Here is a 24,079-nt window from a genome sequence, read left to right as displayed (position 1 = left end):
AAAGCCAGCCGCACAAACTCGTGGCGCTGATCCATCACTGACACCTCGCTCCAAGGCATGGACGGCCTCCCGAATCGGACCAATCCAGCCAATGTTGATGTGTCAGCTATGTCTCCGAACACCCGTCAGTGATCTGTCCGGGCTAAACATCAAGCCGGGGCATGACAGCGTCGATGTTTTTGGCCTTATGCGCCCCGCATCAGCCCCTCAATGCAAATGCACCAGATGCGGCCACCACAGGCCGAGCGCGGTCATGAGGAGGCCGGCCAGGGTCAGGACGCCGGCGACATAGGCGAGCGCGATCATGCCGGTGATGATGGTGGCCGAGGCCAGAACGATGCCGATCTGGAAGGCGGCGGAGGCCAGCTCGAAGTGATGATATTTCGCGGTCGCCTCGTCGCGCTCGTGCTCGGCGTGCTTGGCCTTCTCGGCGAGCTGCTCGGTGCCTTCGCCGGTCTCGGGCTCGGAGCGGTAGCGCTGCGCGGTCTTGGTCCAGTCGTCGACCTGCTTCTGCACCGTCGCCTTCAGGAGGTCGTCGGTGGTGGCGGCCAGCGTGAGCTTGCCCTGCTCGGACGCGGTCAGCACCACGGTGCGGCGGATGGTCTTGGCCTGGAAGAACGCCCAGAGATTGGCGGATTCGACGTTCTTGCTGATCGATTCAGTCTGGGCGCCCTTGCCGAGCGTCTCGGAGATCGCCAGGAACAGCGCCAGCACGGCGATCAGAAGAGCGATCTTCTTGTTCGATCCGGACGCGTGCTCGGCGTGTTCGGCATGCTCCATGCTTTCGTGTGCGCTCATGATTCCCTCCAGTCGCGGTTCCCCACGATTGACCGAACCGCGGGCGCCGCGCAAGAGGCACGCGCGCTATGACAGCTTCATGTCAGGTTCATCGCCGCGGATGCGTGTTCGCATAGACTTCGAGCAGCCGCTCCGAATCGATACCGGTGTAGATCTGCGTGGTCGAGAGCGAGGAGTGACCCAGCAGCTCCTGGATTGCGCGCAAATCCCCGCCACGCGAGAGCAGATGCGTGGCGAAGGAGTGTCGCAGCGCATGCGGCGTCGCGCTGTCGGGCAGGCCGAGCGCGCCGCGCAGCCGTTCCATCGCCAGCTGGATGATGCGCGGGCTGAGCGGGCCGCCGCGCGCGCCGAGGAAGATCGGGCCTTCCGCCGGCAACGGATAGGGGCACATCGCAACGTATTCCTGCACGAGCGCGAGCACGTTCTGCAGCACCGGCACCATGCGGGTCTTGTTGCCTTTGCCGGTCACGATCAGCACGTCGCCCTCGCCGGGACGCGGCACCTCGCGGCGCTTCAACCCCAACGCTTCGGAGATGCGCAGGCCCGAGCCATACAGCAGCGCCATCACCGCGGCATCGCGGGCCAGAACCCACGTCTCGCGTTCCTCGCCGGCGCGCTCGTCGGCGTCGGCGAGACGTTTTGCGGATGCCATCGGCAGCGGCTTCGGCAAAGTCTTGGCCACCTTGGGCGCGCGGATAGCCGAGAGTGCGCCGACCTTGCCCTTGCCTTCGCGTTCGAGGAAACGGCCGAACGAGCGCAGGCCCGCCAGCGCGCGCATCAGCGAGCGGCCGGCAATGTCGTCGGCGCGGCGCATCGCCATGAAGGCGCGGATGTCGGTGGCTTCCAGCGCGGCAAAGCGCGCCAGCGTCACGCGCTCGCCCCAATGGGCGCAAAGGAAGTCCAGGCATTGCCGCAGGTCGCGGCCATAGGCCTCCAGCGTCTTCGGCGACAGCCGCCGCTCGGCGCCGAGATGCGACAGCCAGCGCGTCATCTCCTGCGCGATCGAGGGATCGGCGCTGGCGAGCTCGATTAATGGGGCCGCGGCTTTGCTCATGCGCTCTGGACGTAATGATTCCACTCAGTATATCGCATCACACCCGTTTACTCTTAGCTAAGGCCGCCCGGGGGCGTTAGCTTCAAGGCCCCAAGGTTCCGATTCTCCCTCCAAAGACCTTTGATGGATCATTCGTCGCGCAGCACGATCACCCCCGCCAACGCGACCCGCATGGTCGACGTGCTGGTGCCGGTCGCGCTCGACCAGACCTATTCCTACAAGGTGCCGCGGGGGATGGAGCTGAAGGCGGGCGATCTCGTCGGCGTGCCGCTCGGCCCGCGCGAGGTGCTGGCCGTGGTCTGGGCGGAGAACGCCAATCCCGACCCGCGCCTGCACAACCGGCTCAAGGAGGTCAGCGAAAAGCTCGATCTTCCTCCGCTGAAGCCTGAGCTGCGCTCGGTCGTCGACTGGGTCGCCAATTACACGCTGAGCCCGCGCGGCATGGTGCTGCGGATGTGCCTGCGCATGGGCGAGAATCTCGGCCCGGAGCGGGTGCGCGCCGGTGTGCGCCTGGTCGGCGATCCGCCGCGACGGCTGACGCCGGCGCGGCAGCGCGTGATCGAGCTGCTGTCGGATCGCCTGCTGCACGGCAAGTCCGAAGCGGCCAAGGAAGCCGGCGTCTCGGCCGGCGTGATCGACGGCCTCGTCGACGAAGGCACGCTCACGGTCGAGCCGATGCCGCCGCCTCCGCCGCCGCCGGCACCCGATCCGGATTTTGGCCAGCCGGATTTTTCACCGCTCCAGCGCGCCGGGGTGGATGCGATGCGCGCGCTCGCCGCCAACGGCACCTTTCACGTTGCGCTGCTCGACGGCGTCACCGGCTCGGGCAAAACCGAGGTCTATTTCGAGGCGATTGCAGAGACCATCCGCCGCGGCAAGCAATCGCTGATCCTGATGCCGGAGATCGCGCTGACCGGCCAGTTCCTCGACCGCTTCGCGCAGCGCTTTGGCGTGCGGCCGATCGAATGGCACTCCGAGCTGACGCCGCGCACCCGCGCGCGCAATTGGGCCGCGATCTCCGACGGCAGTGCGCCGGTCGTGGTCGGCGCGCGCTCGGCGCTGTTTCTGCCTTACGCCAATCTCGGCCTCATCGTGGTCGATGAAGAGCACGACCAGGCCTACAAGCAGGACGAGGGCGTGCATTATCACGCCCGCGACATGGCGGTGGTCCGCGCGCATATCGCAAAGATCCCGATCGTGCTGGCCTCCGCCACGCCGTCGGTCGAATCCGAGGTCAATGCGCGCAAGAGCCGCTATCAGCGCATCGCGCTGCCCTCGCGCTTCGGCGGCCAGCACATGCCGCATATCGAGGCCATCGACATGCGCCGCGAGCCGCCGGCGCGCGGCCGCTTCATCTCGCCGCGGCTCGCTTCCGAGATCAGAAAAGCGATTGAAAAGCGCGAGCAGGCGCTGCTGTTCCTCAATCGCCGCGGCTATGCGCCGCTGACCCTGTGCCGTGCCTGCGGCCATCGCTTCGCCTGCACCATCTGCGATGCCTGGCTGGTCGATCACCGCTTCCGCCAGCGGCTGGTCTGTCACCATTGCGGCTTCTCGATGCCGCGCCCGCAGACCTGCCCGCATTGCGCGGCCGAGGAATCGCTGGTCGCGGTCGGGCCGGGCGTCGAGCGCTTGCAGGAGGAGGCGGCCGCGCTGTTCCCCGAGGCGCGCACCATGGTGCTGTCGAGCGATCTCATCACCTCGATCGAGACGATGCGCTCCGAGCTTACCGAGATCGCGGAGGGTCGCGTCGACATCATCATCGGCACGCAGCTCGTCGCCAAGGGCCACAACTTTCCGCGGCTCAATCTCGTCGGCGTGGTCGATGCGGATCTGGGCCTGTCCAACGGCGATCCGCGCGCGTCGGAACGCACCTGGCAGCTGCTCAACCAGGTGATCGGCCGTGCCGGGCGCGAGCAGGGCCGCGGCGTCGGCTATCTCCAGACCCACCAGCCCGATCATCCCGTGATGAAGGCGCTGATCGCCTGCGACCGCGAGGCCTTCTACGACAGCGAGATCGATCTGCGCGAGCGCACGCTCTATCCGCCGTTCGGCCGGCTCGCGAGCCTGATCATTTCGGCAGGCGACCGTCCGAGCGCCGAAGGTTTGGGCCGCCGCCTCGTTGCGCTCGCACCGCGCGACGAGCGCGTCGTGGTGCTGGGACCGGCGGAGGCCCCGCTCGCCGTGATCAAGGGCCGCTACCGTTTCCGCATCCTGGTGAAATCGGCGCGCGGTTTCGATCTGTCGGACTATTTGCGCAACTGGCTGGCCGTCTGCCCGAAGCCGAAGGGCAATCAAAAGCTCGAAGTCGACGTCGACCCGCAGAGCTTTTTGTAGTTCCCCCGTTATTCCGGGGCACGCGAAGCGTGAACCCGGAATCCATTCATCCACCAACTCTACGGCCTGATGGATTCCGGGCTCGATGCTACGCATCGCCCCGGAATGACGGGGCAAACAAAAAGCCCGCCGTCCCCCAAGACGGCGGGCTTGTTTCGCCCGAACTGGTCTCGCCGCTCACACGTCCGCGGACGATGGCGAGATTTGCGCTTTGTCGGTGAGGCGCTGGTGGCGCCTTAGGAGACGACTTCCGCGGTGACGCGGCCGACGCCGGCGCCGGTGAGGCCGATGGCGCGGGCAGCGCCCGTGGAGAGGTCGAGGACACGGCCGCGAATGAACGGGCCACGGTCATTGATGGTGACGATGACGCTCGAGCCGCCATGGGTGACGCGCAGCTTGGTGCCGAACGGCAGCGAACGGTGAGCCGCGGTCATGGCATTCTGGTTGAAGCGCTGGCCCGACGCAGTCCGGCTGCCGGACTCGTTGCCATAATAGGAGGCCATGCCGGAGAAGCTGCGGCCCGTGCCCGACGACGGCGTCATCGACGCGTTGGCGTTGCGCCAATCGGAGGTCGTGTTGGCATCGCTCTGGGCGTGGTGGCGGTGATGATGGTGAGAGTACCGGTGGTGATGCCGGGATTTGGCAGAAGCTTCGGTGGCGGTTCCACCGACGAGGAGAGTGGCGGCAACGAAAGCGATCGCCGTGCGCGGCCGGGGCACGGAGCCCAGCGTCTTCAAAGACAGCATTTAGTGGTCCCTAATCTAGTATTGCCACATATGTGGCAAGTGGAGCCCCCGTAAGTCTGTGAGCGGGATCGCGTTTCGATTCCTAATGAGGCGTGAATTGGGCAGTAAATCCATTCTGTGTCGTCATGAAATATTCTGTGATTGGCATCAATGTTGCAGCCAATGTTCTGGAATCTTTCGCTTTAACAATTCTTTAACTATTTTATTACTCACTAATACTGTAAAACAAGGTCATTATACTTCATGTTTAGAATTAGGAAAGTATTCAGGGGAGGCCGCTCGTCACGTCCGACTCACGCCTCAGCGATCCGTGTTCATGGCCGCTATGCGCTGAGGGCAGGAACGAATGGCCGCGATGCCGCCGAGGGGGCGCGTCATTCCGCGACGTGGCAGGCCGCTACCGCGGTGCCGTCGGCTGCGACGAACTGGCGACAGAAGGTCGTGCCTTTAATTTGGCGTCATGTTGCACGTGCGCGCCTGCTATGTTAGCAAAGCCGCGATTTTAACGGACCCGGCACCTCCCGTGTCGGCCGAAAATCGAAGTCCCGCTTGAATTCCAAGGGCTTGGATCGCTTGGCGCCGCTTTGTGGCGACGGTTTTTCCCTTGCGAGTTTGACAGCAAAAAGAGCGCGTCTGTGGCTGCAGAAGATACGTCCGTTTCCGGTGTGTCCGGCCGTTATGCAACGGCCTTGTTTGAACTGGCCCGCGACCAGAATGTGGTCGACGAGGTCAAAGCCGATCTCGATAAATTCGAGGGCTTGCTGAGCGAAAGCGCCGATCTGACGCGCCTCGTCCGCAGCCCGGTGTTTGCGGCCGATACCCAGTCCAGGGCCCTCTCGGCCGTGCTGGACAAGGCGGGTATCGCCGGCATCTCCGCCAATTTCCTGAAAGTCCTGACCGCCAACCGCCGCCTGTTCGCGGTGGCTGACGTCATTCGCGCCTATCGCGCCCTCGTCGCCAGGTTCAAGGGCGAGACGACGGCCGACGTCACCGTGGCGGAGGCGCTTTCGGACAAGAATCTCGACGCCCTCAAGGTTGCCCTGAAGTCGGTGACCGGCAAGGACGTCGCGCTCAACGTGAAGGTCGATCCCTCGATCATCGGTGGCCTCGTGGTCAAGCTTGGCAGCCGCATGATCGATAGTTCGCTTCGCACCAAACTCAATTCGATCAAGCACGCGATGAAAGAGGCAGGCTGATGGACATCCGCGCCGCGGAAATTTCCGCGATCCTGAAGGACCAGATCAAGAATTTCGGCCAGGAAGCTGAAGTCTCCGAAGTCGGACAGGTGCTGTCCGTCGGCGACGGTATTGCCCGCGTCTATGGTCTGGACAACGTCCAGGCCGGCGAAATGGTCGAATTCGAGAACGGCACCCGCGGCATGGCGCTGAACCTCGAAACCGACAACGTCGGTATCGTTATTTTCGGCGCCGACCGCGAGATCAAGGAAGGCCAGACCGTCAAGCGCACCCGCGCCATCGTGGACGCGCCGGTCGGCAAGGGCCTGCTCGGCCGCGTCGTCGACGCGCTCGGCAACCCGATCGACGGCAAGGGCCCGATCCAGGCCGACAAGCGCATGCGCGTCGACGTCAAGGCGCCCGGCATCATTCCGCGCAAGTCGGTGAGCGAGCCGATGGCGACCGGCCTCAAGGCGATCGACGCCCTGATCCCGATCGGCCGTGGCCAGCGCGAGCTGATCATCGGCGACCGTCAGACCGGCAAGACCGCGATCGCGCTCGACACCATCCTGAACCAGAAGCCGCTCAACGCGCAGCCGGACGAGAACATCAAGCTGTATTGCGTCTACGTCGCGATCGGCCAGAAGCGTTCGACCGTCGCCCAGTTCGTGAAGGTGCTGGAAGAGCAGGGCGCGCTCGAGTACTCGATCATCGTCGCCGCCACCGCTTCGGATCCGGCTCCGATGCAGTACATCGCGCCGTTCACCGGCTGCACCATGGGCGAGTACTTCCGCGATAACGGCATGCACGCCGTCATCATCTATGACGATCTGTCCAAGCAGGCCGTCGCCTACCGTCAGATGTCGCTGCTGCTGCGCCGCCCGCCGGGCCGCGAAGCCTATCCGGGCGACGTGTTCTATCTGCACTCCCGCCTGCTCGAGCGCGCGGCGAAGCTGAACAAGGACCAGGGCTCGGGCTCGCTGACGGCGCTGCCGGTCATCGAAACCCAGGCCAACGACGTGTCGGCCTACATTCCGACCAACGTCATCTCGATCACCGACGGCCAGATCTTCCTGGAAACCGACCTGTTCTTCCAGGGCATCCGTCCCGCGGTGAACGTCGGTCTGTCGGTGTCGCGCGTCGGTTCGTCCGCGCAGACCAAGGCCACCAAGAAGGTCGCCGGCAAGATCAAGGGCGAGCTCGCGCAGTACCGCGAAATGGCGGCGTTCGCGCAGTTCGGCTCCGATCTCGACGCCTCGACCCAGCGCCTGCTCAACCGCGGTTCGCGCCTGACCGAGCTGCTCAAGCAGCCGCAGTTCGCGCCGCTGAAGATGGAAGAGCAGGTCTGCGTGATCTGGGCCGGCACCAACGGCTATCTCGATCCGCTCCCGCTCAACAAGGTGCGCGCGTTCGAGGACGGTCTGCTGTCGCTGCTGCGCGGCAAGAACGCCGAGATCCTCAACGCGATCCGCGACAGCCGCGATCTCTCCGACGACACCGCCGCCAAGCTGAAGTCGGTGGTCGAAGGCTTCGCGAAGAGCTTCGCGTAAATGCCGTCATGGCCGGGCTTGTCCCGGCCATCCACGTCTAACGGCGTGTGAGGCACCGCGTGGATGCCCGGGGCGAGCCCGGGCATGACGACTGGATAGGTTTGCGATCAGGCCAAAGGGTCGGATCGTCGGGGACGAAGAATGGCGTCACTTAAAGACATGCGCGTCCGCATCGCCTCCACCAAGGCGACGCAGAAGATCACCAAGGCGATGCAGATGGTCGCGGCGTCGAGGTTGCGCCGTGCCCAGCAAGCGGCCGAGGCGGCGCGGCCCTATGCCGACAAGATGAGCGCGGTGATCTCCAACATCGCCAGCGCCGCTGCGGGTTCGCCCGGCGCGCCGGCGCTGCTGGCCGGCACCGGCAGGGACCAGGTCCACCTGCTGCTGGTCTGCACCGGCGAGCGCGGTCTGTCCGGCGCCTTCAACTCCTCGATCGTGCGCCTCGCCCGCGAGCGCGCCCAGGCGCTGATCGCGCAGGGCAAGGAAGTGAAATTCTTCTGTGTCGGCCGCAAGGGCTATGAGCAGCTCCGCCGCCTGTTCGACAAGCAGATCGTCGAGCACCTCGACCTGCGTAGCGTTCGTCAGCTCGGCTTCGTCAACGCCGAGGACATCGCCAAGAAGGTGCTGGCCCGTTTCGACAACGGTGAGTTCGACGTCTGCACGCTGTTCTACGCGCAGTTCAAGTCGGTGATCGCCCAGATCCCGACCGCGCAGCAGATCATCCCGCTGGTCGTCGAGGAAAAGGCGGCGAACGCGCCGACGACGTCCTACGATTACGAGCCGGAGGAGGACGAACTGCTGTCCGGCCTGTTGCCGCGCAACATCGCGGTGCAGATCTTCCGCGCGCTGCTGGAAAACAACGCTTCGTTCTATGGCGCGCAGATGAGCTCGATGGACAACGCCACCCGCAATGCCGGCGAAATGATCCGCAAGCAAACCCAGATCTACAACCGAACCCGTCAAGCCCAGATCACCAAGGAGCTGATCGAGATCATCTCCGGCGCCGAGGCGGTCTGACGCACGAACCAAACGACGGTCGTTCAAGTCCAGAATTTCGAAGGAGAGCTATTCATGGCTACAGCAGCTAACCAGGTCGGTCGCGTCACCCAGGTCATGGGCGCCGTCGTCGACGTGCAGTTCGAGGGCCACCTGCCCGCCATTCTCAATTCGCTGGAAACCCGGAACGGCAACATCCGCCTCGTGCTGGAAGTTGCGCAGCATCTCGGTGAGTCCACCGTCCGTACGATCGCGATGGACGTGACCGAAGGTCTGGTGCGCGGCCAGGAAGTGACCGACACCGGCCAGCCGATCGCGGTTCCGGTGGGTGACGGTACGCTCGGCCGCATCATGAACGTGATCGGCGAGCCGATCGACGAAGCCGGCCCGATCAAGTCCGAAGGTCTCCGCGCCATCCACCAGGAAGCGCCGAGCTACACCGACCAGTCGACCGAAGCTGAAATTCTCGTCACCGGCATCAAGGTCGTCGATCTTCTTGCTCCGTATGCGAAGGGCGGCAAGATCGGCCTGTTCGGCGGCGCCGGCGTCGGCAAGACCGTGCTGATTCAGGAGCTGATCAACAACGTCGCGAAGGCGCACGGTGGTTACTCCGTGTTCGCCGGCGTCGGCGAGCGTACCCGCGAAGGCAACGACCTCTATCACGAGTTCATCGAGTCCAAGGTCAACGCCGATCCGCACAATCCGGATCCGAGCGTGAAATCCAAGTGCGCGCTGGTGYTCGGCCAGATGAACGAGCCGCCGGGCGCCCGCGCCCGCGTCGGCCTCACCGGTCTCACCGTCGCCGAGCACTTCCGCGACCAGGGTCAGGACGTKCTGTTCTTCGTSGACAACATCTTCCGCTTCACSCAGGCYGGYTCGGAAGTGTCGGCKCTKCTCGGCCGTATTCCTTCGGCKGTGGGYTATCAGCCGACGCTCGCCACCGACATGGGCGCGCTCCAGGAGCGCATCACCACCACGCAGAAGGGCTCGATCACCTCGGTGCAGGCCATCTACGTTCCGGCCGACGACTTGACCGACCCGGCGCCCGCGACCTCGTTCGCGCATCTGGACGCGACCACGGTGTTGAACCGCGCGATCTCGGAAAAGGGCATCTACCCCGCGGTGGACCCGCTCGACTCGACCTCGCGCATGCTCTCGCCGCTCGTCGTCGGCCAAGAGCACTACGACACCGCGCGTCAGGTCCAGCAGGTGCTGCAGCGCTACAAGTCGCTCCAAGACATCATCGCCATTCTCGGCATGGACGAGCTTTCGGAAGAGGACAAGCTGACGGTGGCCCGCGCCCGCAAGATCSAGCGCTTCCTGTCGCAGCCGTTCCACGTCGCCGAAATCTTCACCGGCTCGCCCGGCAAGTTCGTCGACCTCGCGGACACCATCAAGGGCTTCCGCGGCCTCTGCGAAGGCAAGTATGACCACCTGCCGGAAGCAGCCTTCTACATGGTCGGCACCATCGAAGAGGCAGTCGAGAAGGGCAAGAAGCTGGCGGCGGAAGCCGCCTAAGCTGGCGAATAGCGAATGGCGAGTAGAATCTATTCGCCATTCGCTGCTCGCCACTCGCGCGTTCGCTACTCACCATTCGCAGGTTTCCAATGGCCACCATCCACTTCGATCTCGTCTCGCCGGAAAAGCTCGCATTCTCGGGTCAGGTCGATCAGGTCGATATCCCCGGCGTCGAGGGTGACTTCGGCGTGCTGGCGGGACATGCGCCGGTCGTGGCTGCGATCCGGCCCGGCATCCTCACCGTGACCACGGGCGGCAGGCACGTGAAGATCATCGTGCTCGGCGGTATCGCCGAAGTCTCCGAGAAGGGCCTCACCGTGCTCGCCGACGTCGCGACGTCGCTCGACGAACTCGACCGTGCCCAGTTCGCCGCGACCATCTCCGAGATGGAAGACGGCCTGAAGGAGCACGAAGGCGGCGAGCTCGATCAGGCCATCGAGCGGCTCGACCACTTCAAGAGCATCCAGCAGCAGCTCAACAGCACGGCTATGCACTAAGCCCCGGTGCACTGCTCCGGGGCTCAAGCTACAAATTCCTGAACAGGTTCAGCGCTCGTCACGGAAGTGGCGGGCGCTGAAACTTTGTTGCACCGCGCCGCCGATAGCGGCATTCTGCGCCCGCGAATTTGTTTCGGGGCTGGCAGCAGATGAAACGCAAGATCGCAGCGATTTTCGCAGCCGATATTGCCGGTTACTCAAGACTGGTCGCGGAAGACGAAGAGGAGACGCTGCGGCGTCTCGCCTCCTATCGCGAGGTCATCGACGACTTCATCGCGAAAGCCAACGGACGCATCTTCAACACGGCGGGCGACGCCGTGCTCGCGGAATTTCCGAGCGCGGTCGATGCGGTGCGCTGCGCGATCGACATCCAGGAATCCCTGCGAACCCGCAACATGGCCTATCCGCCGAGCCGGCAGATGTCGTTCCGCATCGGCATCACCATCGGTGACGTGGTCGAGCGCAACGGCGATCTGCTCGGTGACGGCGTCAATATCGCCGCCCGGCTCGAAGGCCTCGCCGAGGTCGGCGGCATCTGCGTCTCCCGCGCCGTGCACGAGCAGGTCGCCAACAAGCTGTCGGTGCAGTTCGCCGACATCGGCGCGCAGGAGGTCAAGAACATCCCGACGCCGGTGCACGCCTACATGGTGGCGATGCGGCGCGAGGACGGCACTTACGCCACGCCGAAAGTGAAGAAGCCCGCCTCCAAGCTGGCCGCGGCACCGGTGTGGATGTGGCCGCTGGTGGTCGCCGTCGTCTCGGTCGTCGCCATCCTTGTCACCGGCTTCCTCTACAACACCAAGCTCAAGCAGGCGGTCACCGCCGCGGCCGCGCCGGCCGCGACGCCGAGCGCAGCGCCGGCAGATGCCGTGGCGCCGAGCCCGATGCCGACCCAGATGGCAAAGGCGCCGATGGCTCCGATGAGCCCAGCCGGCGCTGCGATGGCGCCGATGCCTGCGCCCTCGCCATCCGCCGCGCCGCTGTCAGGCAAGCTTGCCGTCGACAGCGTGCCCTTCATCAACGAGCGCATCCGCAACTATCTGGCCGGCGACTATTCCGCCTCCGGCGACTACAAGGCCTTCGCGCTCAATATCGGCGGCTTCACAGGCGCGGCGTTGAACCAGCCGACCGAGGAAGCCGCGCGCAACATGGCGCTCGAGCAATGCCAGAAGCGCGCCGATGCCGCGCAATCGCCGCGGCGCTGCGAGCTCTATGCGGTCGGCAACGACGTCGTCTACACGCACGGCAAGCCGCCGATGCCGCCGCAGCCCTGGGTGCGCCACGACGCCATGACCGAGCGGGCCTTCGTGCCGAAAGATTTTCCTATGGTGCGCGATCCGGCAAAAGTCCGGCTCGAGAACATGTTCGTGCCGGCGGCGAAATCCCGCGCGATCGCGCTCGGGCCGGGCGGTCAATATTTCATGGTGCTGGGCGCGTCATCCGTCGACGATTCGGCGCGGCGTTCGCTGGAATCGTGCGGCGCCATCGCCGGCATGGCCTGTCTGATCGTCGCGGTCGACGACAATTTCGTCGTGCCGATCCCGACCCTGCTTAGGATCACCGGCTTCTTCCATGCCGCTTCCAACGCCTCGATCGCCGCCGACGCGCGCGCCGAGGTCGTGCGCAAGCTCGCCGATGGCATGGGCTGGAACGCAGTCGCGGTCGGGACCGCGGGCCGGCCGGGCCTCGGCCTGAAGGCCGCGGACGAGCAGACCGCCGTCAATTCCGCGCTCGCCGACTGCGCCAAGCGCGACAGCGATTGCCACGTCATCGCGATCGGCCCGTTCACGGTCGGACCGACCAATTAGAGCTTGCTGGACATAGGCCGGCACGACGATTGCGCCGTGCGGCCGATTCTCTCCGACGCTTCAAAAACTTCGCAACGACCACCGCCCACCGCGCCTGCAATCGCCGGCTACTGTGCATGGGGTTGTTTTCGCGGTTTTAGTTTGCGAAGGGCGCAAACTGCTGCGCGACCGCGCGGTAGACGTCGCGACGGAACGGCACCACGAACTCGGTGACGCGGTCGAGCCGCTCCCAGCGCCAGGCGTCGAACTCCGCGGGCTGTTCGTTGCGCGGCGTCAGCGGATCGATCTCGTCATCGCGACCGGTGAAGCGCAGCGCGAACCATTTCTGGCGCTGCCCGCGGAACTTCGCCAGCCGGTGCGTCTGCGGCCCGTCATAGGGCGGGAACTCGTAAGTCAGCCAGTCTGTCTCGCCGAGATAGTCCGCACTCTTGACGCTGGTCTCTTCCCAAAGTTCGCGCAGCGCCGCATCGCGCAGGTTCTCGCCCTCATCGACACCACCTTGCGGCATCTGCCAGTCGAGGCCCGGCAGGATGATCTCGGGGCCGTCGCCCTTGAAGCGGTGGCCGATCAGCACGCGGCCATCGGCATTGAAGAGGGCGATCCCCACGTTGGGACGGTAGGGTTTTTGATTGGTCACGCGCGCGTCTTTCATCGTCATTCCGGCGATGCATTAGCACCGAACCCGGGATGACGATTTGATTTATTCATCCGCCAGCGCGGAAAATTCCTTCACCACGCGCTCATAGACCGGGCGCTTGAACGGGATGATCAAACCGGTCAGGTTCTTCATCGGCTCCCAGCGCCAGCTCACGAACTCGGCCTTGTGGCCGCCGCCGGGTTTCTCGACATTGATCTCGCTGTCCTTGCCGGTGAACCGGACCGCGAACCATTTCTGGCGCTGGCCGCGATAGCGGCCCTTCCAGGCGCGCCCGGCAACCGTGCGCGGGATGTCGTAGACGAGCCAGTCCGGGACCTCGCCGAGCCGCTCGACCGAGCGCACGCTGGTCTCCTCATAGAGCTCACGCTTGGCGGCATCCCAGGTGTCCTCACCGGGATCGACGCCGCCCTGCGGCATCTGCCAGACATGGGCGTCGTCGACATGCTCGATGCCACCGGCGCGGCGGCCGATGAACACCAGACCCTTCATGTTGATCAGCATCACACCGACGCAGGTACGGTAGGGCAGATCCTCGTAACGTGCCATTCCGCCAGACCTCTCGCGTGCTTTTGGTGGGTATGCCGGTCCCGAGGGCCCGTAACATACCAATCCGTTGATTTAGCTAGATTTTGATTTCAGCATCGCGGTTGTCAACGGCACCAAAAGGATACCACGGTCGCTCAATGTCTTGGTCCAGCTGCTGATGCGCTCGATCGAGACCGGCAGGGCGGAGGCGGTGCCGATTGCGACGCCGCGCTCGCGCGCCATTGATTCGAGCTTGTTCAGGGCGCGGTCGATCTCTGCCGGGGTCGGCACCACGTCGATCGCGATATCGCCCTTGCCGAACGGCATCGCCTGGCTGCCCGCGGCCTGGGGCGCGATGCTGCGCGGCGAGGAGCCGTCGTCGAAGAAGCCGAGGCCGCGCTTGGCCGCCTCGCGGATGATCGGCTGCATCGCGGCGTCGGTCGCCACGAAGCGGGCGCCCATGAAATTGGTGAGGCCGGCATAGCCCTGCATCCGGCTCAGGTGCCAGTACAGGCGGTCCATGTTCTGGTCGGTGGTGAGCGAGGTCAGCAGCGTCTGCGGGCCCGGGTCGTTGTCCGGGAAGTCGTAGGGCTCCATCGGGATCTGGAGGAAGATCTCGTGGCGCTGGGCGCGGGCCCGCTCGGCGAGCTTGCCGGGGTCGGCACCATAGGGCGTGAAGGCCAGCGTCACCGCCGGCGGCAGCCGCATGATCGCGTCGGTGGTCTTGGCCGCGCCGACGCCGAGGCCGCCGATCAGGATCGCGACCACGGGCATCTTCGCCGCCTTGGCGCGGTCGGCATCCGCCGCGTAGACGTTGAACGGCTTCGCGCCCTCGGCCGTCACGGGGATCATGCCGTAGCGCGATTTTTCCAGCAGTTTTGGGTCGATCCCGGTCATGACGGGCGGTGGGGCGGAGGCGGCCGCCGCGTCGCCTTTGTCGGCGGCATCGCCGCCACCGATCACCACGTCGTGGCGCGTGCCGGTGGAACCGTCGATCATGGTGACGGTCTTCTGCTCGCCCGCCTGCTTCGGCGCCTCCTTGGCCTCGTGCTTGCTCTCCGGCTTGCTCTCCTGGCCAGGGCTCGCGGCGGCCGGCTTCTCGTCGGTGGCCCTGGGCTCGCGGATCGCAATTCGCGTCATCGGCTCGCCGCCGAGCGGATCCTTGTTGAAGACGGCGAAGCCGGCGAAGGCGACCAGGAACAGGCCGAGCATGACCGCGAGGGCCTGCATGGCTGTGAACGGCAGCCGCAGCCGCCGTTTCCGGCGCGGCTTGTCCTGTCCGAGCGGGGCGCTCAGATCATCGGCCGTTTCAGTCATGCGAGATCCCGAATCACTCCCGCCGACGATACCACGCCGAGGTCAAGCGGCGGCAGGCCGGGATAGGCCGGGGGTAGCAGGAGCCCCAAGCAAAAAGGGCGGCTCCCGGAGCCGCCCTTTTCGAGAGATGAGATGACGCGCCGACTTAGTTCGCCGCTTTGGGCTTGTCGGTCGTGGCCTTGTTGTCGCCCGGCGTCGGCGCCGCGGAGGCGCTGTTCTTGATGCCGTGGAGCAGATCGTCCGCGAGCTTGAGCGCCTTGTCGTCCTTGGCGTCCGGCGGGACGTAGGACTGCGAGCCGGTCTTCTCGTCGCCGTCGTTCTTGAGATGGCCGCGCAGCGAAGCCTCGCCCTTGGTGTCGGTGCGCGACTTCAGCTCGTCCGGCACGTCCTGGAGCACTTCGATGTCGGGCACGATGCCCTTGGCCTGGATCGACTTGCCCGACGGCGTGTAGTAGCGCGCCGTGGTCAGGCGCAGCGCGCCGTTGCCAGAGCCGAGCGGAATGATCGTCTGCACCGAGCCCTTGCCGAACGAGCGCGTGCCGACGATGGTCGCGCGCTTGTGGTCCTGCAGCGCGCCGGCGACGATTTCCGATGCCGAAGCGGAACCGCCATTGACCAGCACGATGACAGGCTTGCCCTTGGTGAGGTCGCCCGCATGCGCGGTGCGGCGCTGGGTCTCCTCGGCATTGCGGCCACGGGTCGAGACGATCTCGCCCTTCTCCAGGAACGAGTCGGAGACGGTGACCGCTTCCTCGAGCAGGCCGCCCGGGTTGTTGCGGAGGTCGATGATGTAGCCCTTGAGCTTGTCGCCGATCTGATTCGAGAGGTTGGCGACCTCGCGCTTCAGGCCTTCGGTGGTCTGCTCGTTGAAGGTGGTGATGCGGATATAGGCGATGTCGTCGGCCTCGATGCGCGCGCGCACCGAGCGGACGCGAATGTTGTCGCGCACCAGGGTGACGTCGATCGGATTGTCCTGGCCCTTGCGGATGATCTTGAGCTTGATCTTGGTGTTGACCGGACCGCGCATCTTCTCGACCGCCTGGTTCAGGGTCAGGCCCTGCACGGCTTCGTCGTCGAGATTGGTGATGATGTCGTTGGCCATGACGCCGGCGCGCGAAGCGGGGGTGTCGTCGATCGGCGAGACCACCTTGATCAGGCCGTCCTCCATCGTGACTTCGATGCCGAGGCCGCCGAACTCACCGCGGGTCTGCACCTGCATGTCGCGGAAGCTCTTGGCGTCCATGTAGCTCGAATGCGGATCGAGGCCGGTGAGCATGCCGCTGATGGCGGATTCGATCAGCTTCGTGTCATCGGGCTTCTCGACATAGTCCGAGCGCACGCGCTCGAACACATCGCCGAACAGATTGAGCTGGCGATAGGTGTCTGCAGTTGCGGCTCGCGCGCTGGAGCCCATGAAGACCGCGCGCGGCTGGGTCACGAACAGCGTCAGCGCAGCACCGGTGGCCGCGCTGAGGAGGATAACTGAAGTCTTGCGCATCATCCGCGAACCTTCTCGCCTTCATTTGCGGCCCACCATGGGCCTGGATCGATTGGAGTGCCGTCCTTACGGAACTCGACATACAGCACAGGTTGACTCGCGTTCGTGGCGAGAATGGAGGCGACTTGAGAGGTCGACCCCATGGTCGCGACCGGTTCCCCCGTGAGCACAAACTGACCGATGTTAACCGAAATGCGCTCCATCCCGGCGATCAGGACATGATACCCGCCCCCGGCGTTGAGGATCAAGAGTTGTCCATAGCTGCGGAACGGGCCGGAATAGACAACCCAGCCATCACACGGCGTCGTGACCTGGGAGCCGGGCCTGGTTGCCAGCGAAATGCCCTTCTGGACACCGCCGACCCCATCGGAACCGCCAAAATCCCTGATCTTGTTACCGTTAACCGGCAGTGGCAGGAGCCCCTTGGCCGCGGCGAAGGCGATCGCCGGGGTGGTCCGGGACCGGTCCTTGAAAGTGCCCGGACCGGGCTTGGCACTGGCGGCCGCCTTGGCCTCGGCCTGCTTGGCGGCCTCGGCCGCCTTCTCGGCGGCCTTGGCGGCGCTCTGCAGATCCTGCTCCATCTTGGTGATCAGCCCCTGGAGATCGCCGACCTGCCTGGAGAGCGCGATGGCGCGCGAGTTCTCGGCGTCGAGATCCTTTTCACGCGACGCCTGCTGGCGCTGCCGCTCGTCGACCAGGGCGGTAAGCCGGGTCTGGTCGTTGCGGACCTTGTCGCGGTCGATGGCAAGCTGGTCGCGTTCGGCGGCGATGTTCTTGCGCAAGGCCACGAGCTCGCCGAGGTCGCCCGCGAGCTTCTCGGCGCGGCCGCGCAATTCCGGCACCACGGCGCCGAGCAGCATGGCGGTGCGCAGTGATTGCAGCGCATCTTCTGGCCGCACCAACAGCGCCGGCGGCGTGCGCCGGCCGGCGCGCTGCAGGGCCGCCAGCACCTCGACGATGTCGGCGCGGCGCGACTCCAGCGAGGTGCGCATCTGCTGCTCGCGGCCGTTGAGCGAGCGCAGCCGCGCTTCGGCTTCGTCGATCTTGGTCTCGACGGTCCGCACATTGGCTGCGGTATCGATCAGCTGCTGATTGAGCTGGGTGCGGTCCTGGCCGAGCGAGGTGATCTCGGCCTTGAGCTTGGCCTGCGCTTCCTCGGCGCTCTTCTGCCTCGCGCGGGCGGCCTCGAGCTCCTGCTCGCGCTGCTTGATTGCATCGGGCGAGACAGCCGCCGTCTGTGGCGCGGGCGCAATTGTCTGACCTTGCGTCTGAGCTTGCGCGAGGCTTGCGCCCGTGACGCYGGCGATCAGCAGCAGGTTGAGGATCGGCGCTCGCATCGCTTTACGCAAAGGTGCTCGTTGTGCGCGCATCACGCGCGGTGATAGGGGTGGCCGGCCAGAATGGTGGCGGCCCGATAAAGCTGTTCCAGAAGCATGACGCGGACCATTTGGTGCGGCCAGGTCGCAGAGCCGAACGCGATCGCGAGCTTGGCCTTACGGCGCAATTCGGGCGAAAGTCCGTCCGCCCCTCCGATCACGAAGATAGTATGTCCGGCACCCTCGTCGCGCCAGCGCCCGAGGTGCCGTGCGAATACGGTGGAGTCGAGATTCTGGCCGCGCTCGTCCATCGCCACCAGGATCGATTTTTCCGGGATATGAGCACCGATCGCCGCGGCCTCTTCGGCCATCCGAGTCGCGGTGTCGCGCGCGCGGCTTTCGGGGATTTCGTGGATGCTGAGCTCGCGGAATCCGAGCTTGCGGCCGGCTTCGTCGAACCGCTCGAAATAGCGGTCGGCAAGCTCCCGTTCGGGGCCCTGCTTCAGCCGGCCCACCGCAATGACCGCAACGCGCATGATATCTTCAGGTCGTGTTTCAAGACCGCGCGCAATATGCGCGCGCACGACGCTAGCATGCGCGTCAGCCGATTCGAAATCGGCTCGATGAGCCTAGATCGCCTTCGCCGCCCCAGGGCCCTGGGTGTACAATCTCTCGAGATTGTAGAACTCGCGGACCTCGGGTCTGAACACGTGCACGATCACATCGCCGGAATCGATCAGCACCCAGTCGCAATTGGGCAAGCCCTCGACGTGGATGTTCCTGATGCCGTTTTCCTTGAGGCCTTTGGCGACGTTGTCCGCGATCGCGCCGACATGCCGGTTCACCCGGCCGGTGGTAACGATCATGTAGTCGGAGTACGCCGATTTGCCGCGAAGGTCGATGGTGACCGTCTCTTCCGCCTTCATGTCGTCGAGGCGGGAGAGGATCAGGCTCAGCGTCTTGTCGGCGTCGGGTTGCGCCTTCAAGGCCGCAGCTTTGGTCGATGTTTTACGCGCCGGTTTCGCTACCTTGGGTAAAACAGACTTGGACAATACAGATGTGGTCAGGGACCATTCCTTTCACTGTATCGCGAACGCCGAATCCGACGCTCACTGGTTACACTACATCATGTGGGGTTAAGGGTTTCAATATGCCAGAGAGTCCGAAATCCCCACAACGTCCACACACTCCGTCTCACTTCGGACCTTTCCAGCTCCCGTCCGGGTTCCGCAAGCCGGTCGAGGACAGGTTCAGTTTCAACCCCGTCAGAAAGACCCAGGCCGGCGCCGGCCGATCCGGAAGCAATGCCGCGTCCGTCTCGGGCACGCGGTAGCGTGCAAGGGCCTGGGCAGCGGGCGAGGCGAGGGCGCGAAAACTCTGCGGCGGGCGATCGATGACCGCAATCGGCACCTGGTCGGCGATGCGCCGCCAGTGCTGCCAACGATGGAATTGAGCGAGATTGTCGGCGCCCATGATCCAGACAAAGCGCAGGCCGCTGAGGCGGCGGCGCAAGGTGTTGATCGTGTCGATAGTATAGCGGGTACGAATGACGGATTCGAGACAGCTCACCTCGATCCTGGGATCGTCGGCGACGTCGCGCGCGGCCTGCATGCGCGCGCCGAGCTCATGCAGCGTGCCGTTCTCCTTCAGTGGATTGCCCGGCGTCACCAGCCACCACACGCGGTCGAGTCGGAGGCGTTTCAGCGTGAACTGGCTGATGGCGCGATGGGCCTCGTGCGGCGGATTGAACGAGCCGCCGAGCAGGCCGACGCGCATGCCTTCGGTGTAGGGCGGAATGGCCTGCGCGAAGAAACGTGGCGCGACGAAATTGTTACTCAATGCCCCACGCCTCGCGACATGACTTACGGCCGCGTCTGACCTGTGCCGTGGACGCGATATTTGAAGCTCGTGAGCTGCTCGGCGCCAACCGGACCACGGGCGTGGAATCGGCCGGTGGCGATGCCGATCTCGGCGCCGAAACCGAACTCGCCGCCATYGGCGAACTGCGTTGAGGCATTGTGCAGCACGATCGCGGAATCGACCTCGCTCAGGAATTTCCTCGCAGCAGCCTCATCCGCGCTCACGATCGCGTCGGTGTGATGCGAGCCGTGGTTCTGGATATGCGCGATCGCGCCGTCGACACCGTCCACCACCTTCGCCGCGATGATCGCGTCAAGATATTCAGTGTCCCAATCGTCTTCGCTGGCAGCCTTGACGCGCGCATCGGTCTTCTGCACGGCGTCGTCGCCGCGCACTTCGCAGCCGGCCTCGATCAGCATCTCGACCAGCGGCTTCAGGTTTTTGGCGGCGGCGGCGCGATCGACCAGCAGCGTCTCGGCCGCGCCGCAGACGCCGGTGCGGCGCATCTTGGCGTTGAGCACGATCGACTTCGCCATGGCGAGGTCGGCGCTGGCATCGATATAGACGTGGTTGACGCCTTCGAGATGCGCGAACACGGGCACGCGGGCCTCCTGCTCGACGCGCGCGACGAGGCTCTTGCCTCCGCGCGGAACGATCACGTCGATGGCGCCGTCCAGCCCTGACAGCATCATGCCGACCGCCGCGCGGTCGCGCGTCGGCACCAGCGTGATCGCCGCTTCGGGGAGCCCGGCGTCACGCAGGCCCTGGACGAGACATTCATGGATCGCGCGGCACGAACGAAAACTGTCGGAGCCGCCGCGCAGGATCACGGCATTGCCGGATTTCAGGCACAGCACGCCGGCATCCGCCGCAACGTTCGGCCGGCTCTCGAAGATCACGCCGACGACGCCGAGCGGAACGCGCACGCGCTCGATGGTCATGCCGTTCGGCCGCTGCCAGCTCTCGGTGACGATGCCGATCGGATCGGCGATGCCGCGCACGATACCGATGCCCTCGGCCATCGACTCGACGCGCGCAGGTGTCAGTGTCAGGCGGTCGATGAAGGAGGCGATCATGGTGCCCGAGGCCCGGGCATCCGCGACGTCCTCGGCATTGGCGGCAAGGATCGCGGCAGAGTTCGCGCGGATCGCCCGCTCCATGGCCTCGAGCGCCCGGTTCTTCTGCTCCGGCGGCGCCAGCGCCAGCACGCGCGCGGCAGCGCGGGCACGGGCGGCGAGATCGGACATCAGCGCCTGGAGATCGGCATTGCCGTCGACGGCTTTGAGGGGGGCGGCCATGGAGAGTTCAACCTTCTGCTAAGGCAGTGTCCTAGCACGGAAATCCCGCGTCTGCGAAGGGTCGGGAGGGTATGGCTGGGGCCCGGTTCGCGCCGCCCGGTCGGCCAATGGCCTGGTTGCCCCCGAGGCCGGACGGATCCTTGCGAGGCGCTCAAATATCAATAAATATCATTACTTGATAACGGAGCCGTTCCATGGCGAGCAGCTACAGCATTGGAAAGCATTTCGAGGACCTGATCGACGATCTGGTCGAGAGCGGCCGCTATGCCACCGCGAGCGAGGTCATGCGCGAAGGCCTTCGCCTAGTCGAGGAGCGTGAAGAGCGGCGCAGGGTCAAGCTGGAGGCGCTGCGGGAGGAAATCCAGAAGGGGTTTGACAGCGGACCAATGGAAGAGGTCGATGTCCAGGAATGGATGAACGACATCAAGGCGCGGGGACGGCAGCGACTGGCCGCGCGCAAACGTGGCGAATAGATTCCGCAAGGCCCCACAAGCCGACCAAGATCTAGATTCGATCTGGGATTTCATCGCGTCGGACAGCGTTCGGGCGGCCGACAAGCAGATCGCGCGCATCGGCGAGATTTTCGAGATGCTCGTGGAAAATCCCTTGGCTGGCCGCGAACGGCGAGAATTGCGCGACAGCCTGCGCAGCTTCCCCGTTGGCAATTACGTGATCTTCTATGTCCCGCTGCCCGATGGAGTCGAGATCGTCCGCGTGATGCACGGCCGCCAGGATATCGGCTCTGACGACATGCAATAGTTGGCGGACTTGCTCGTCCTTACCCACGCACCACCAGATCGTCGCGGTGGATCATCTCGGACCTCCCGCTGATGCCGAGGATGGCCATCACGTCCGGGGAGGAGCGGCCCTTGATCCGTTCGGCGACCTCGGCATCGTAGGCGATCAGGCCGCGGCCGACCTCGCTGGTATCAGGACCGCGCACGATCACCGCATCGCCGCGGGCGAACTGGCCTTCCACCTTGATCACGCCGGCCGGCAGCAGGCTGGCGCCGGCACGCAGCGCCGTCACGGCGCCGGCATCGATGGTCAGCGTGCCTTTCGGCTCCAGCGTGCCCGCAATCCACCGCTTGCGCGAGGTGATGGGGTTGGCCGGCGTCAGGAACCAGGTGCAGCGGCCGCCGTCGGCGATCGCCTGCAGGGGATGCTCGATCTTGCCCGAGGCGATCAGCATATGCGTGCCGCCTGTGGTCGCGATCTTGGCTGCCTCGACCTTGGTGCGCATGCCGCCGCGCGACAGCTCGGACTCGGCGTCGCCTGCCACGGCCTCGATCTCCGAGGAGATGCTGTCGACCACGGGAATGAGTTTTGCGTTCGGATTGTTCTTCGGCGGGGCATCGTAGAGCCCGTCGATGTCGGACAGCAGCACCAGCAAATCGGCGCTCGCCATGGTGGCGACGCGCGCGGCGAGGCGATCATTGTCGCCGTAGCGGATCTCGTTGGTGGCGACCGTGTCATTCTCGTTGATGACGGGGATCGCGCGCCATTCCAGCAGCTTGCCGATGGTGGAGCGCGCATTGAGATAGCGGCGGCGCTCCTCGGTGTCCTGGAGCGTGACCAGGATCTGCCCCGCGCCGATGCCGTGGGCGCCGAGCACCTCTGACCAGATCCGCGCTAGCGCGATCTGGCCGACGGCGGCGGCCGCCTGGCTCTCCTCCAACTTCAGCGGGCCACGCGGCAATTTCAGCCGGCTGCGGCCGAGCGCGATCGACCCGGAGGAGACGACGAGCACGTCGCGGCCCTCGCGATGCAGCTTGGCCATGTCGTCGGCGAGCGCGGCGAGCCAGGAGGCGCGCACCTCGCCCTTGTCGGAATCGACCAGCAGGGCGGAGCCGACCTTGACGACGATGCGGCGGAATTGACTGAGTTCGGGGCTGGGCATGTGTGTATGTGTTGGCGCGTGTGACGGACTGCTCTGCATCGGAAACGGCGGAGCGACAGGCGGCGCCGGTTAAGGCCTGCTTTTGCAGCAGGACGATGGCCGGCGCAAGGCGGCCGAAATGGTAAACGGCGCTTGTCCGGGACGCTCGCCTGGCTCTAATTGTCGCCAACCATAATGGGCTCAAAGAGGAAACCGATGGATCGCCGCAACTTCATCGCCGGATGTCTCGGGTTGCCGCTGTTGGCGCAGGCGGGCGGATCGCAAGCGCAGGCCGGGCTGACAAAGATGATCTTCCCGTTCGCGGCGGGAGCGGGCGGCGACACGCTGTGCCGGCTGATCGCGCAGGAGATGGCGCCGGCGCTGCAACGGACCATCGTCGTCGAGAACCGTACCGGCGGCGACGGCCAGATCGGTATCAAGGCGGTGAAGGGCGCGAGTGCCGACGGCAGCATGGTGCTGGTGACGACCGGGCCGACCATGTACCTGCTGCCGATGGTGGAGACGACGCCGAGCTTCGACACGGCGAAGGATTTCATGCCGGTGTCGCTGTTGGCGCGGTTCGAATTCGCAGTCGTGATCGGCCCGGCGATTGACGCTGCCGATTTCAAGTCATTCGTGGCGTGGCTGAAGGCGCATCCGGACAAGACGTCGTTCGGGGTGCCGAGCAACGGCACCATTCCGCATTTCATGGGCTCCAAGCTCGAGAAGGATCTCGGCATTCCCTTGACCCGCGTGCCCTATCGCGGGAGCGCGCCTATCCTCAACGATCTCATCGGCGGCCATCTGTCGTTCGGCATCGTGACATTGGCCGATGCGCTGCCGCAGCACCGCGCCAAGGGCGTGAAGATCATCGCGGTCGCGAGCGCGGAGCGTTCGCCCTTCGCACCCGAGGTGCCGACACTGAAGGAGAGCGGCATCGATCTCGTCGCGGACGCCTGGTACGGCATGTGGCTCCCCGCCGGCAGCCCGCCGGACTTCGCCAGCAAGCTCGGCGCAGCCGCAAGCGCTGCGCTCGCCAGGCCCGAGGTGAATGAGAAGCTCACCGCGATCGGGCTGATCCCGGTCGGCAGCAATGCGGATGGGCTGACCAAGGAGCTCGCCGCGAACACGGCGTTCTGGCAGCCGATCGTGAAGGCGACGGGGTACAAGATCGAGAATTGAACGCCGCGCGCTACTCTATCCCCTCATCCTGAGGAGCCGCGGAGCGGCATCTCGAAGGATGAAAGGCCCG

General features: G+C 65.3%; 23 protein-coding genes. 10 read left to right on the top strand and 13 right to left on the bottom strand.

Annotation, left to right across the window (positions count from 1 at the left end):
- Positions 1-207: 207 nt before the first annotated feature.
- Positions 208-798: a DUF4337 domain-containing protein gene (locus AB4Z51_RS34860; protein WP_085399710.1), complete on the bottom strand. Its 591-nt coding sequence runs from the start codon at positions 796-798 to the stop codon at positions 208-210.
- 88 nt (positions 799-886) lie between these two features.
- Entirely contained in the window at positions 887-1,852 is a 966-nt protein-coding gene (locus AB4Z51_RS34855) for a tyrosine recombinase XerC (RefSeq protein WP_085399709.1), read from the bottom strand.
- A gap of 123 nt (positions 1,853-1,975) precedes the next feature.
- Here AB4Z51_RS34855 and AB4Z51_RS34850 point away from each other — a divergent pair, with 123 nt between their 5' ends.
- Positions 1,976-4,186 (top strand): primosomal protein N', encoded by a 2,211-nt coding sequence (locus AB4Z51_RS34850; RefSeq protein WP_085399708.1) that lies wholly within the window; start codon positions 1,976-1,978, stop codon positions 4,184-4,186.
- Between the two features lie 236 nt (positions 4,187-4,422).
- Here the strand turns inward: AB4Z51_RS34850 and AB4Z51_RS34845 are convergent, their stop codons facing one another.
- The gene (locus AB4Z51_RS34845; RefSeq protein ID WP_028150468.1) at positions 4,423-4,932 is read right to left on the bottom strand and encodes a septal ring lytic transglycosylase RlpA family protein; all 510 of its coding nucleotides are present in this window, start codon (positions 4,930-4,932) and stop codon (positions 4,423-4,425) included.
- Between the two features lie 635 nt (positions 4,933-5,567).
- Between AB4Z51_RS34845 and AB4Z51_RS34840 the strand changes: the two genes are divergently transcribed.
- From AB4Z51_RS34840 to AB4Z51_RS34815, 6 genes are all read left to right on the top strand, one after another.
- Positions 5,568-6,128 (top strand): F0F1 ATP synthase subunit delta, encoded by a 561-nt coding sequence (locus AB4Z51_RS34840; RefSeq protein WP_063980421.1) that lies wholly within the window; start codon positions 5,568-5,570, stop codon positions 6,126-6,128.
- Positions 6,128-7,657 carry a F0F1 ATP synthase subunit alpha gene (gene atpA, locus AB4Z51_RS34835; RefSeq protein ID WP_063980422.1) on the top strand — a complete coding sequence of 510 codons (1,530 nt, stop codon included), beginning with the start codon at positions 6,128-6,130 and terminating at the stop codon, positions 7,655-7,657. Before AB4Z51_RS34840 ends, atpA begins: the two co-directional genes overlap by 1 nt.
- A 141-nt stretch (positions 7,658-7,798) precedes the next feature.
- A complete protein-coding gene (locus tag AB4Z51_RS34830; protein ID WP_063980423.1) occupies positions 7,799-8,674 on the top strand; it encodes a F0F1 ATP synthase subunit gamma in 876 nt (291 codons plus the stop codon).
- Between the two features lie 54 nt (positions 8,675-8,728).
- Positions 8,729-10,171 (top strand): F0F1 ATP synthase subunit beta, encoded by a 1,443-nt coding sequence (gene atpD, locus AB4Z51_RS34825; RefSeq protein WP_441498919.1) that lies wholly within the window; start codon positions 8,729-8,731, stop codon positions 10,169-10,171.
- Positions 10,172-10,260: 89 nt separating this feature from the next.
- On the top strand, positions 10,261-10,668 hold the full coding sequence (locus AB4Z51_RS34820; protein WP_071908637.1) for a F0F1 ATP synthase subunit epsilon: 408 nt from the start codon (positions 10,261-10,263) through the stop codon (positions 10,666-10,668).
- A gap of 149 nt (positions 10,669-10,817) precedes the next feature.
- On the top strand, positions 10,818-12,476 hold the full coding sequence (locus tag AB4Z51_RS34815; protein WP_085399707.1) for an adenylate/guanylate cyclase domain-containing protein: 1,659 nt from the start codon (positions 10,818-10,820) through the stop codon (positions 12,474-12,476).
- A 136-nt stretch (positions 12,477-12,612) separates the two neighbouring features.
- On the opposite strand, the gene AB4Z51_RS34810 is transcribed toward AB4Z51_RS34815, so the two are convergent.
- The 9 genes from AB4Z51_RS34810 to AB4Z51_RS34770 all read right to left on the bottom strand — a co-directional run bounded on the left by AB4Z51_RS34810 (position 12,613) and on the right by AB4Z51_RS34770 (position 20,948).
- Positions 12,613-13,113, bottom strand: coding sequence for an RNA pyrophosphohydrolase (locus AB4Z51_RS34810; RefSeq protein ID WP_063985996.1), 501 nt, complete (start codon positions 13,111-13,113; stop codon positions 12,613-12,615).
- A 63-nt stretch (positions 13,114-13,176) separates the two neighbouring features.
- Complete coding sequence (locus AB4Z51_RS34805; protein ID WP_063980427.1) at positions 13,177-13,680, bottom strand: RNA pyrophosphohydrolase; 504 nt, start codon at positions 13,678-13,680, stop codon at positions 13,177-13,179.
- A 72-nt stretch (positions 13,681-13,752) separates the two neighbouring features.
- Complete coding sequence (locus tag AB4Z51_RS34800) at positions 13,753-14,976, bottom strand: divergent polysaccharide deacetylase family protein (protein WP_085399706.1); 1,224 nt, start codon at positions 14,974-14,976, stop codon at positions 13,753-13,755.
- A gap of 145 nt (positions 14,977-15,121) precedes the next feature.
- Positions 15,122-16,477 carry a S41 family peptidase gene (locus AB4Z51_RS34795; RefSeq protein WP_014490597.1) on the bottom strand — a complete coding sequence of 452 codons (1,356 nt, stop codon included), beginning with the start codon at positions 16,475-16,477 and terminating at the stop codon, positions 15,122-15,124.
- A complete protein-coding gene (locus tag AB4Z51_RS34790; protein ID WP_441498923.1) occupies positions 16,474-17,811 on the bottom strand; it encodes a murein hydrolase activator EnvC family protein in 1,338 nt (445 codons plus the stop codon). The genes AB4Z51_RS34795 and AB4Z51_RS34790 overlap by 4 nt, the downstream gene beginning before the upstream one ends.
- Before the next feature lie 32 nt (positions 17,812-17,843).
- Positions 17,844-18,326, bottom strand: a complete 483-nt coding sequence (gene rlmH / locus AB4Z51_RS34785) for a 23S rRNA (pseudouridine(1915)-N(3))-methyltransferase RlmH (RefSeq protein ID WP_135215820.1) — start codon at positions 18,324-18,326, stop codon at positions 17,844-17,846.
- Between the two features lie 93 nt (positions 18,327-18,419).
- The gene (rsfS, locus tag AB4Z51_RS34780) at positions 18,420-18,776 is read right to left on the bottom strand and encodes a ribosome silencing factor (protein WP_014490594.1); all 357 of its coding nucleotides are present in this window, start codon (positions 18,774-18,776) and stop codon (positions 18,420-18,422) included.
- A gap of 208 nt (positions 18,777-18,984) precedes the next feature.
- The gene (locus AB4Z51_RS34775) at positions 18,985-19,629 is read right to left on the bottom strand and encodes a nicotinate-nucleotide adenylyltransferase (protein WP_085399703.1); all 645 of its coding nucleotides are present in this window, start codon (positions 19,627-19,629) and stop codon (positions 18,985-18,987) included.
- A 23-nt stretch (positions 19,630-19,652) separates the two neighbouring features.
- Positions 19,653-20,948, bottom strand: coding sequence for a glutamate-5-semialdehyde dehydrogenase (locus AB4Z51_RS34770; RefSeq protein ID WP_441498918.1), 1,296 nt, complete (start codon positions 20,946-20,948; stop codon positions 19,653-19,655).
- Between the two features lie 194 nt (positions 20,949-21,142).
- Here AB4Z51_RS34770 and AB4Z51_RS34765 point away from each other — a divergent pair, with 194 nt between their 5' ends.
- Positions 21,143-21,421 (top strand): type II toxin-antitoxin system ParD family antitoxin, encoded by a 279-nt coding sequence (locus AB4Z51_RS34765; RefSeq protein WP_063980433.1) that lies wholly within the window; start codon positions 21,143-21,145, stop codon positions 21,419-21,421.
- Positions 21,411-21,707, top strand: a complete 297-nt coding sequence (locus AB4Z51_RS34760) for a type II toxin-antitoxin system RelE/ParE family toxin (protein WP_063980434.1) — start codon at positions 21,411-21,413, stop codon at positions 21,705-21,707. Before AB4Z51_RS34765 ends, AB4Z51_RS34760 begins: the two co-directional genes overlap by 11 nt.
- A 19-nt stretch (positions 21,708-21,726) precedes the next feature.
- Here the strand turns inward: AB4Z51_RS34760 and proB are convergent, their stop codons facing one another.
- On the bottom strand, positions 21,727-22,848 hold the full coding sequence (gene proB / locus AB4Z51_RS34755; protein ID WP_441498917.1) for a glutamate 5-kinase: 1,122 nt from the start codon (positions 22,846-22,848) through the stop codon (positions 21,727-21,729).
- A gap of 195 nt (positions 22,849-23,043) precedes the next feature.
- Here proB and AB4Z51_RS34750 point away from each other — a divergent pair, with 195 nt between their 5' ends.
- Entirely contained in the window at positions 23,044-24,009 is a 966-nt protein-coding gene (locus AB4Z51_RS34750) for a Bug family tripartite tricarboxylate transporter substrate binding protein (RefSeq protein ID WP_085399700.1), read from the top strand.
- The last annotated feature ends 70 nt before the right edge of the window (positions 24,010-24,079 follow it).

This window comes from Bradyrhizobium sp. 2TAF36 (assembly GCF_052114925.1).
Classification (GTDB): Bacteria; Pseudomonadota; Alphaproteobacteria; order Rhizobiales; family Xanthobacteraceae; genus Bradyrhizobium; species Bradyrhizobium barranii.
The sequence above is the reverse complement of the archived record's forward strand: the minus strand, read 5'-3'. Positions and strand labels throughout refer to the sequence as shown.

Coding starts and splice junctions, on each gene's coding strand:
- AB4Z51_RS34860 (WP_085399710.1), bottom strand. CDS start 798: ATGAGCGCACACGAAAGCATGGAGCATGCCGAACACGCCGAGCACGCG.
- AB4Z51_RS34855 (WP_085399709.1), bottom strand. CDS start 1,852: ATGAGCAAAGCCGCGGCCCCATTAATCGAGCTCGCCAGCGCCGATCCC.
- AB4Z51_RS34850 (WP_085399708.1), top strand. CDS start 1,976: ATGGATCATTCGTCGCGCAGCACGATCACCCCCGCCAACGCGACCCGC.
- AB4Z51_RS34845 (WP_028150468.1), bottom strand. CDS start 4,932: ATGCTGTCTTTGAAGACGCTGGGCTCCGTGCCCCGGCCGCGCACGGCG.
- atpA (WP_063980422.1), top strand. CDS start 6,128: ATGGACATCCGCGCCGCGGAAATTTCCGCGATCCTGAAGGACCAGATC.
- AB4Z51_RS34830 (WP_063980423.1), top strand. CDS start 7,799: ATGGCGTCACTTAAAGACATGCGCGTCCGCATCGCCTCCACCAAGGCG.
- AB4Z51_RS34820 (WP_071908637.1), top strand. CDS start 10,261: ATGGCCACCATCCACTTCGATCTCGTCTCGCCGGAAAAGCTCGCATTC.
- AB4Z51_RS34815 (WP_085399707.1), top strand. CDS start 10,818: ATGAAACGCAAGATCGCAGCGATTTTCGCAGCCGATATTGCCGGTTAC.
- AB4Z51_RS34805 (WP_063980427.1), bottom strand. CDS start 13,680: ATGGCACGTTACGAGGATCTGCCCTACCGTACCTGCGTCGGTGTGATG.
- AB4Z51_RS34800 (WP_085399706.1), bottom strand. CDS start 14,976: ATGACTGAAACGGCCGATGATCTGAGCGCCCCGCTCGGACAGGACAAG.
- AB4Z51_RS34795 (WP_014490597.1), bottom strand. CDS start 16,477: ATGATGCGCAAGACTTCAGTTATCCTCCTCAGCGCGGCCACCGGTGCT.
- rlmH (WP_135215820.1), bottom strand. CDS start 18,326: ATGCGCGTTGCGGTCATTGCGGTGGGCCGGCTGAAGCAGGGCCCCGAA.
- AB4Z51_RS34765 (WP_063980433.1), top strand. CDS start 21,143: ATGGCGAGCAGCTACAGCATTGGAAAGCATTTCGAGGACCTGATCGAC.
- proB (WP_441498917.1), bottom strand. CDS start 22,848: ATGCCCAGCCCCGAACTCAGTCAATTCCGCCGCATCGTCGTCAAGGTC.
- AB4Z51_RS34750 (WP_085399700.1), top strand. CDS start 23,044: ATGGATCGCCGCAACTTCATCGCCGGATGTCTCGGGTTGCCGCTGTTG.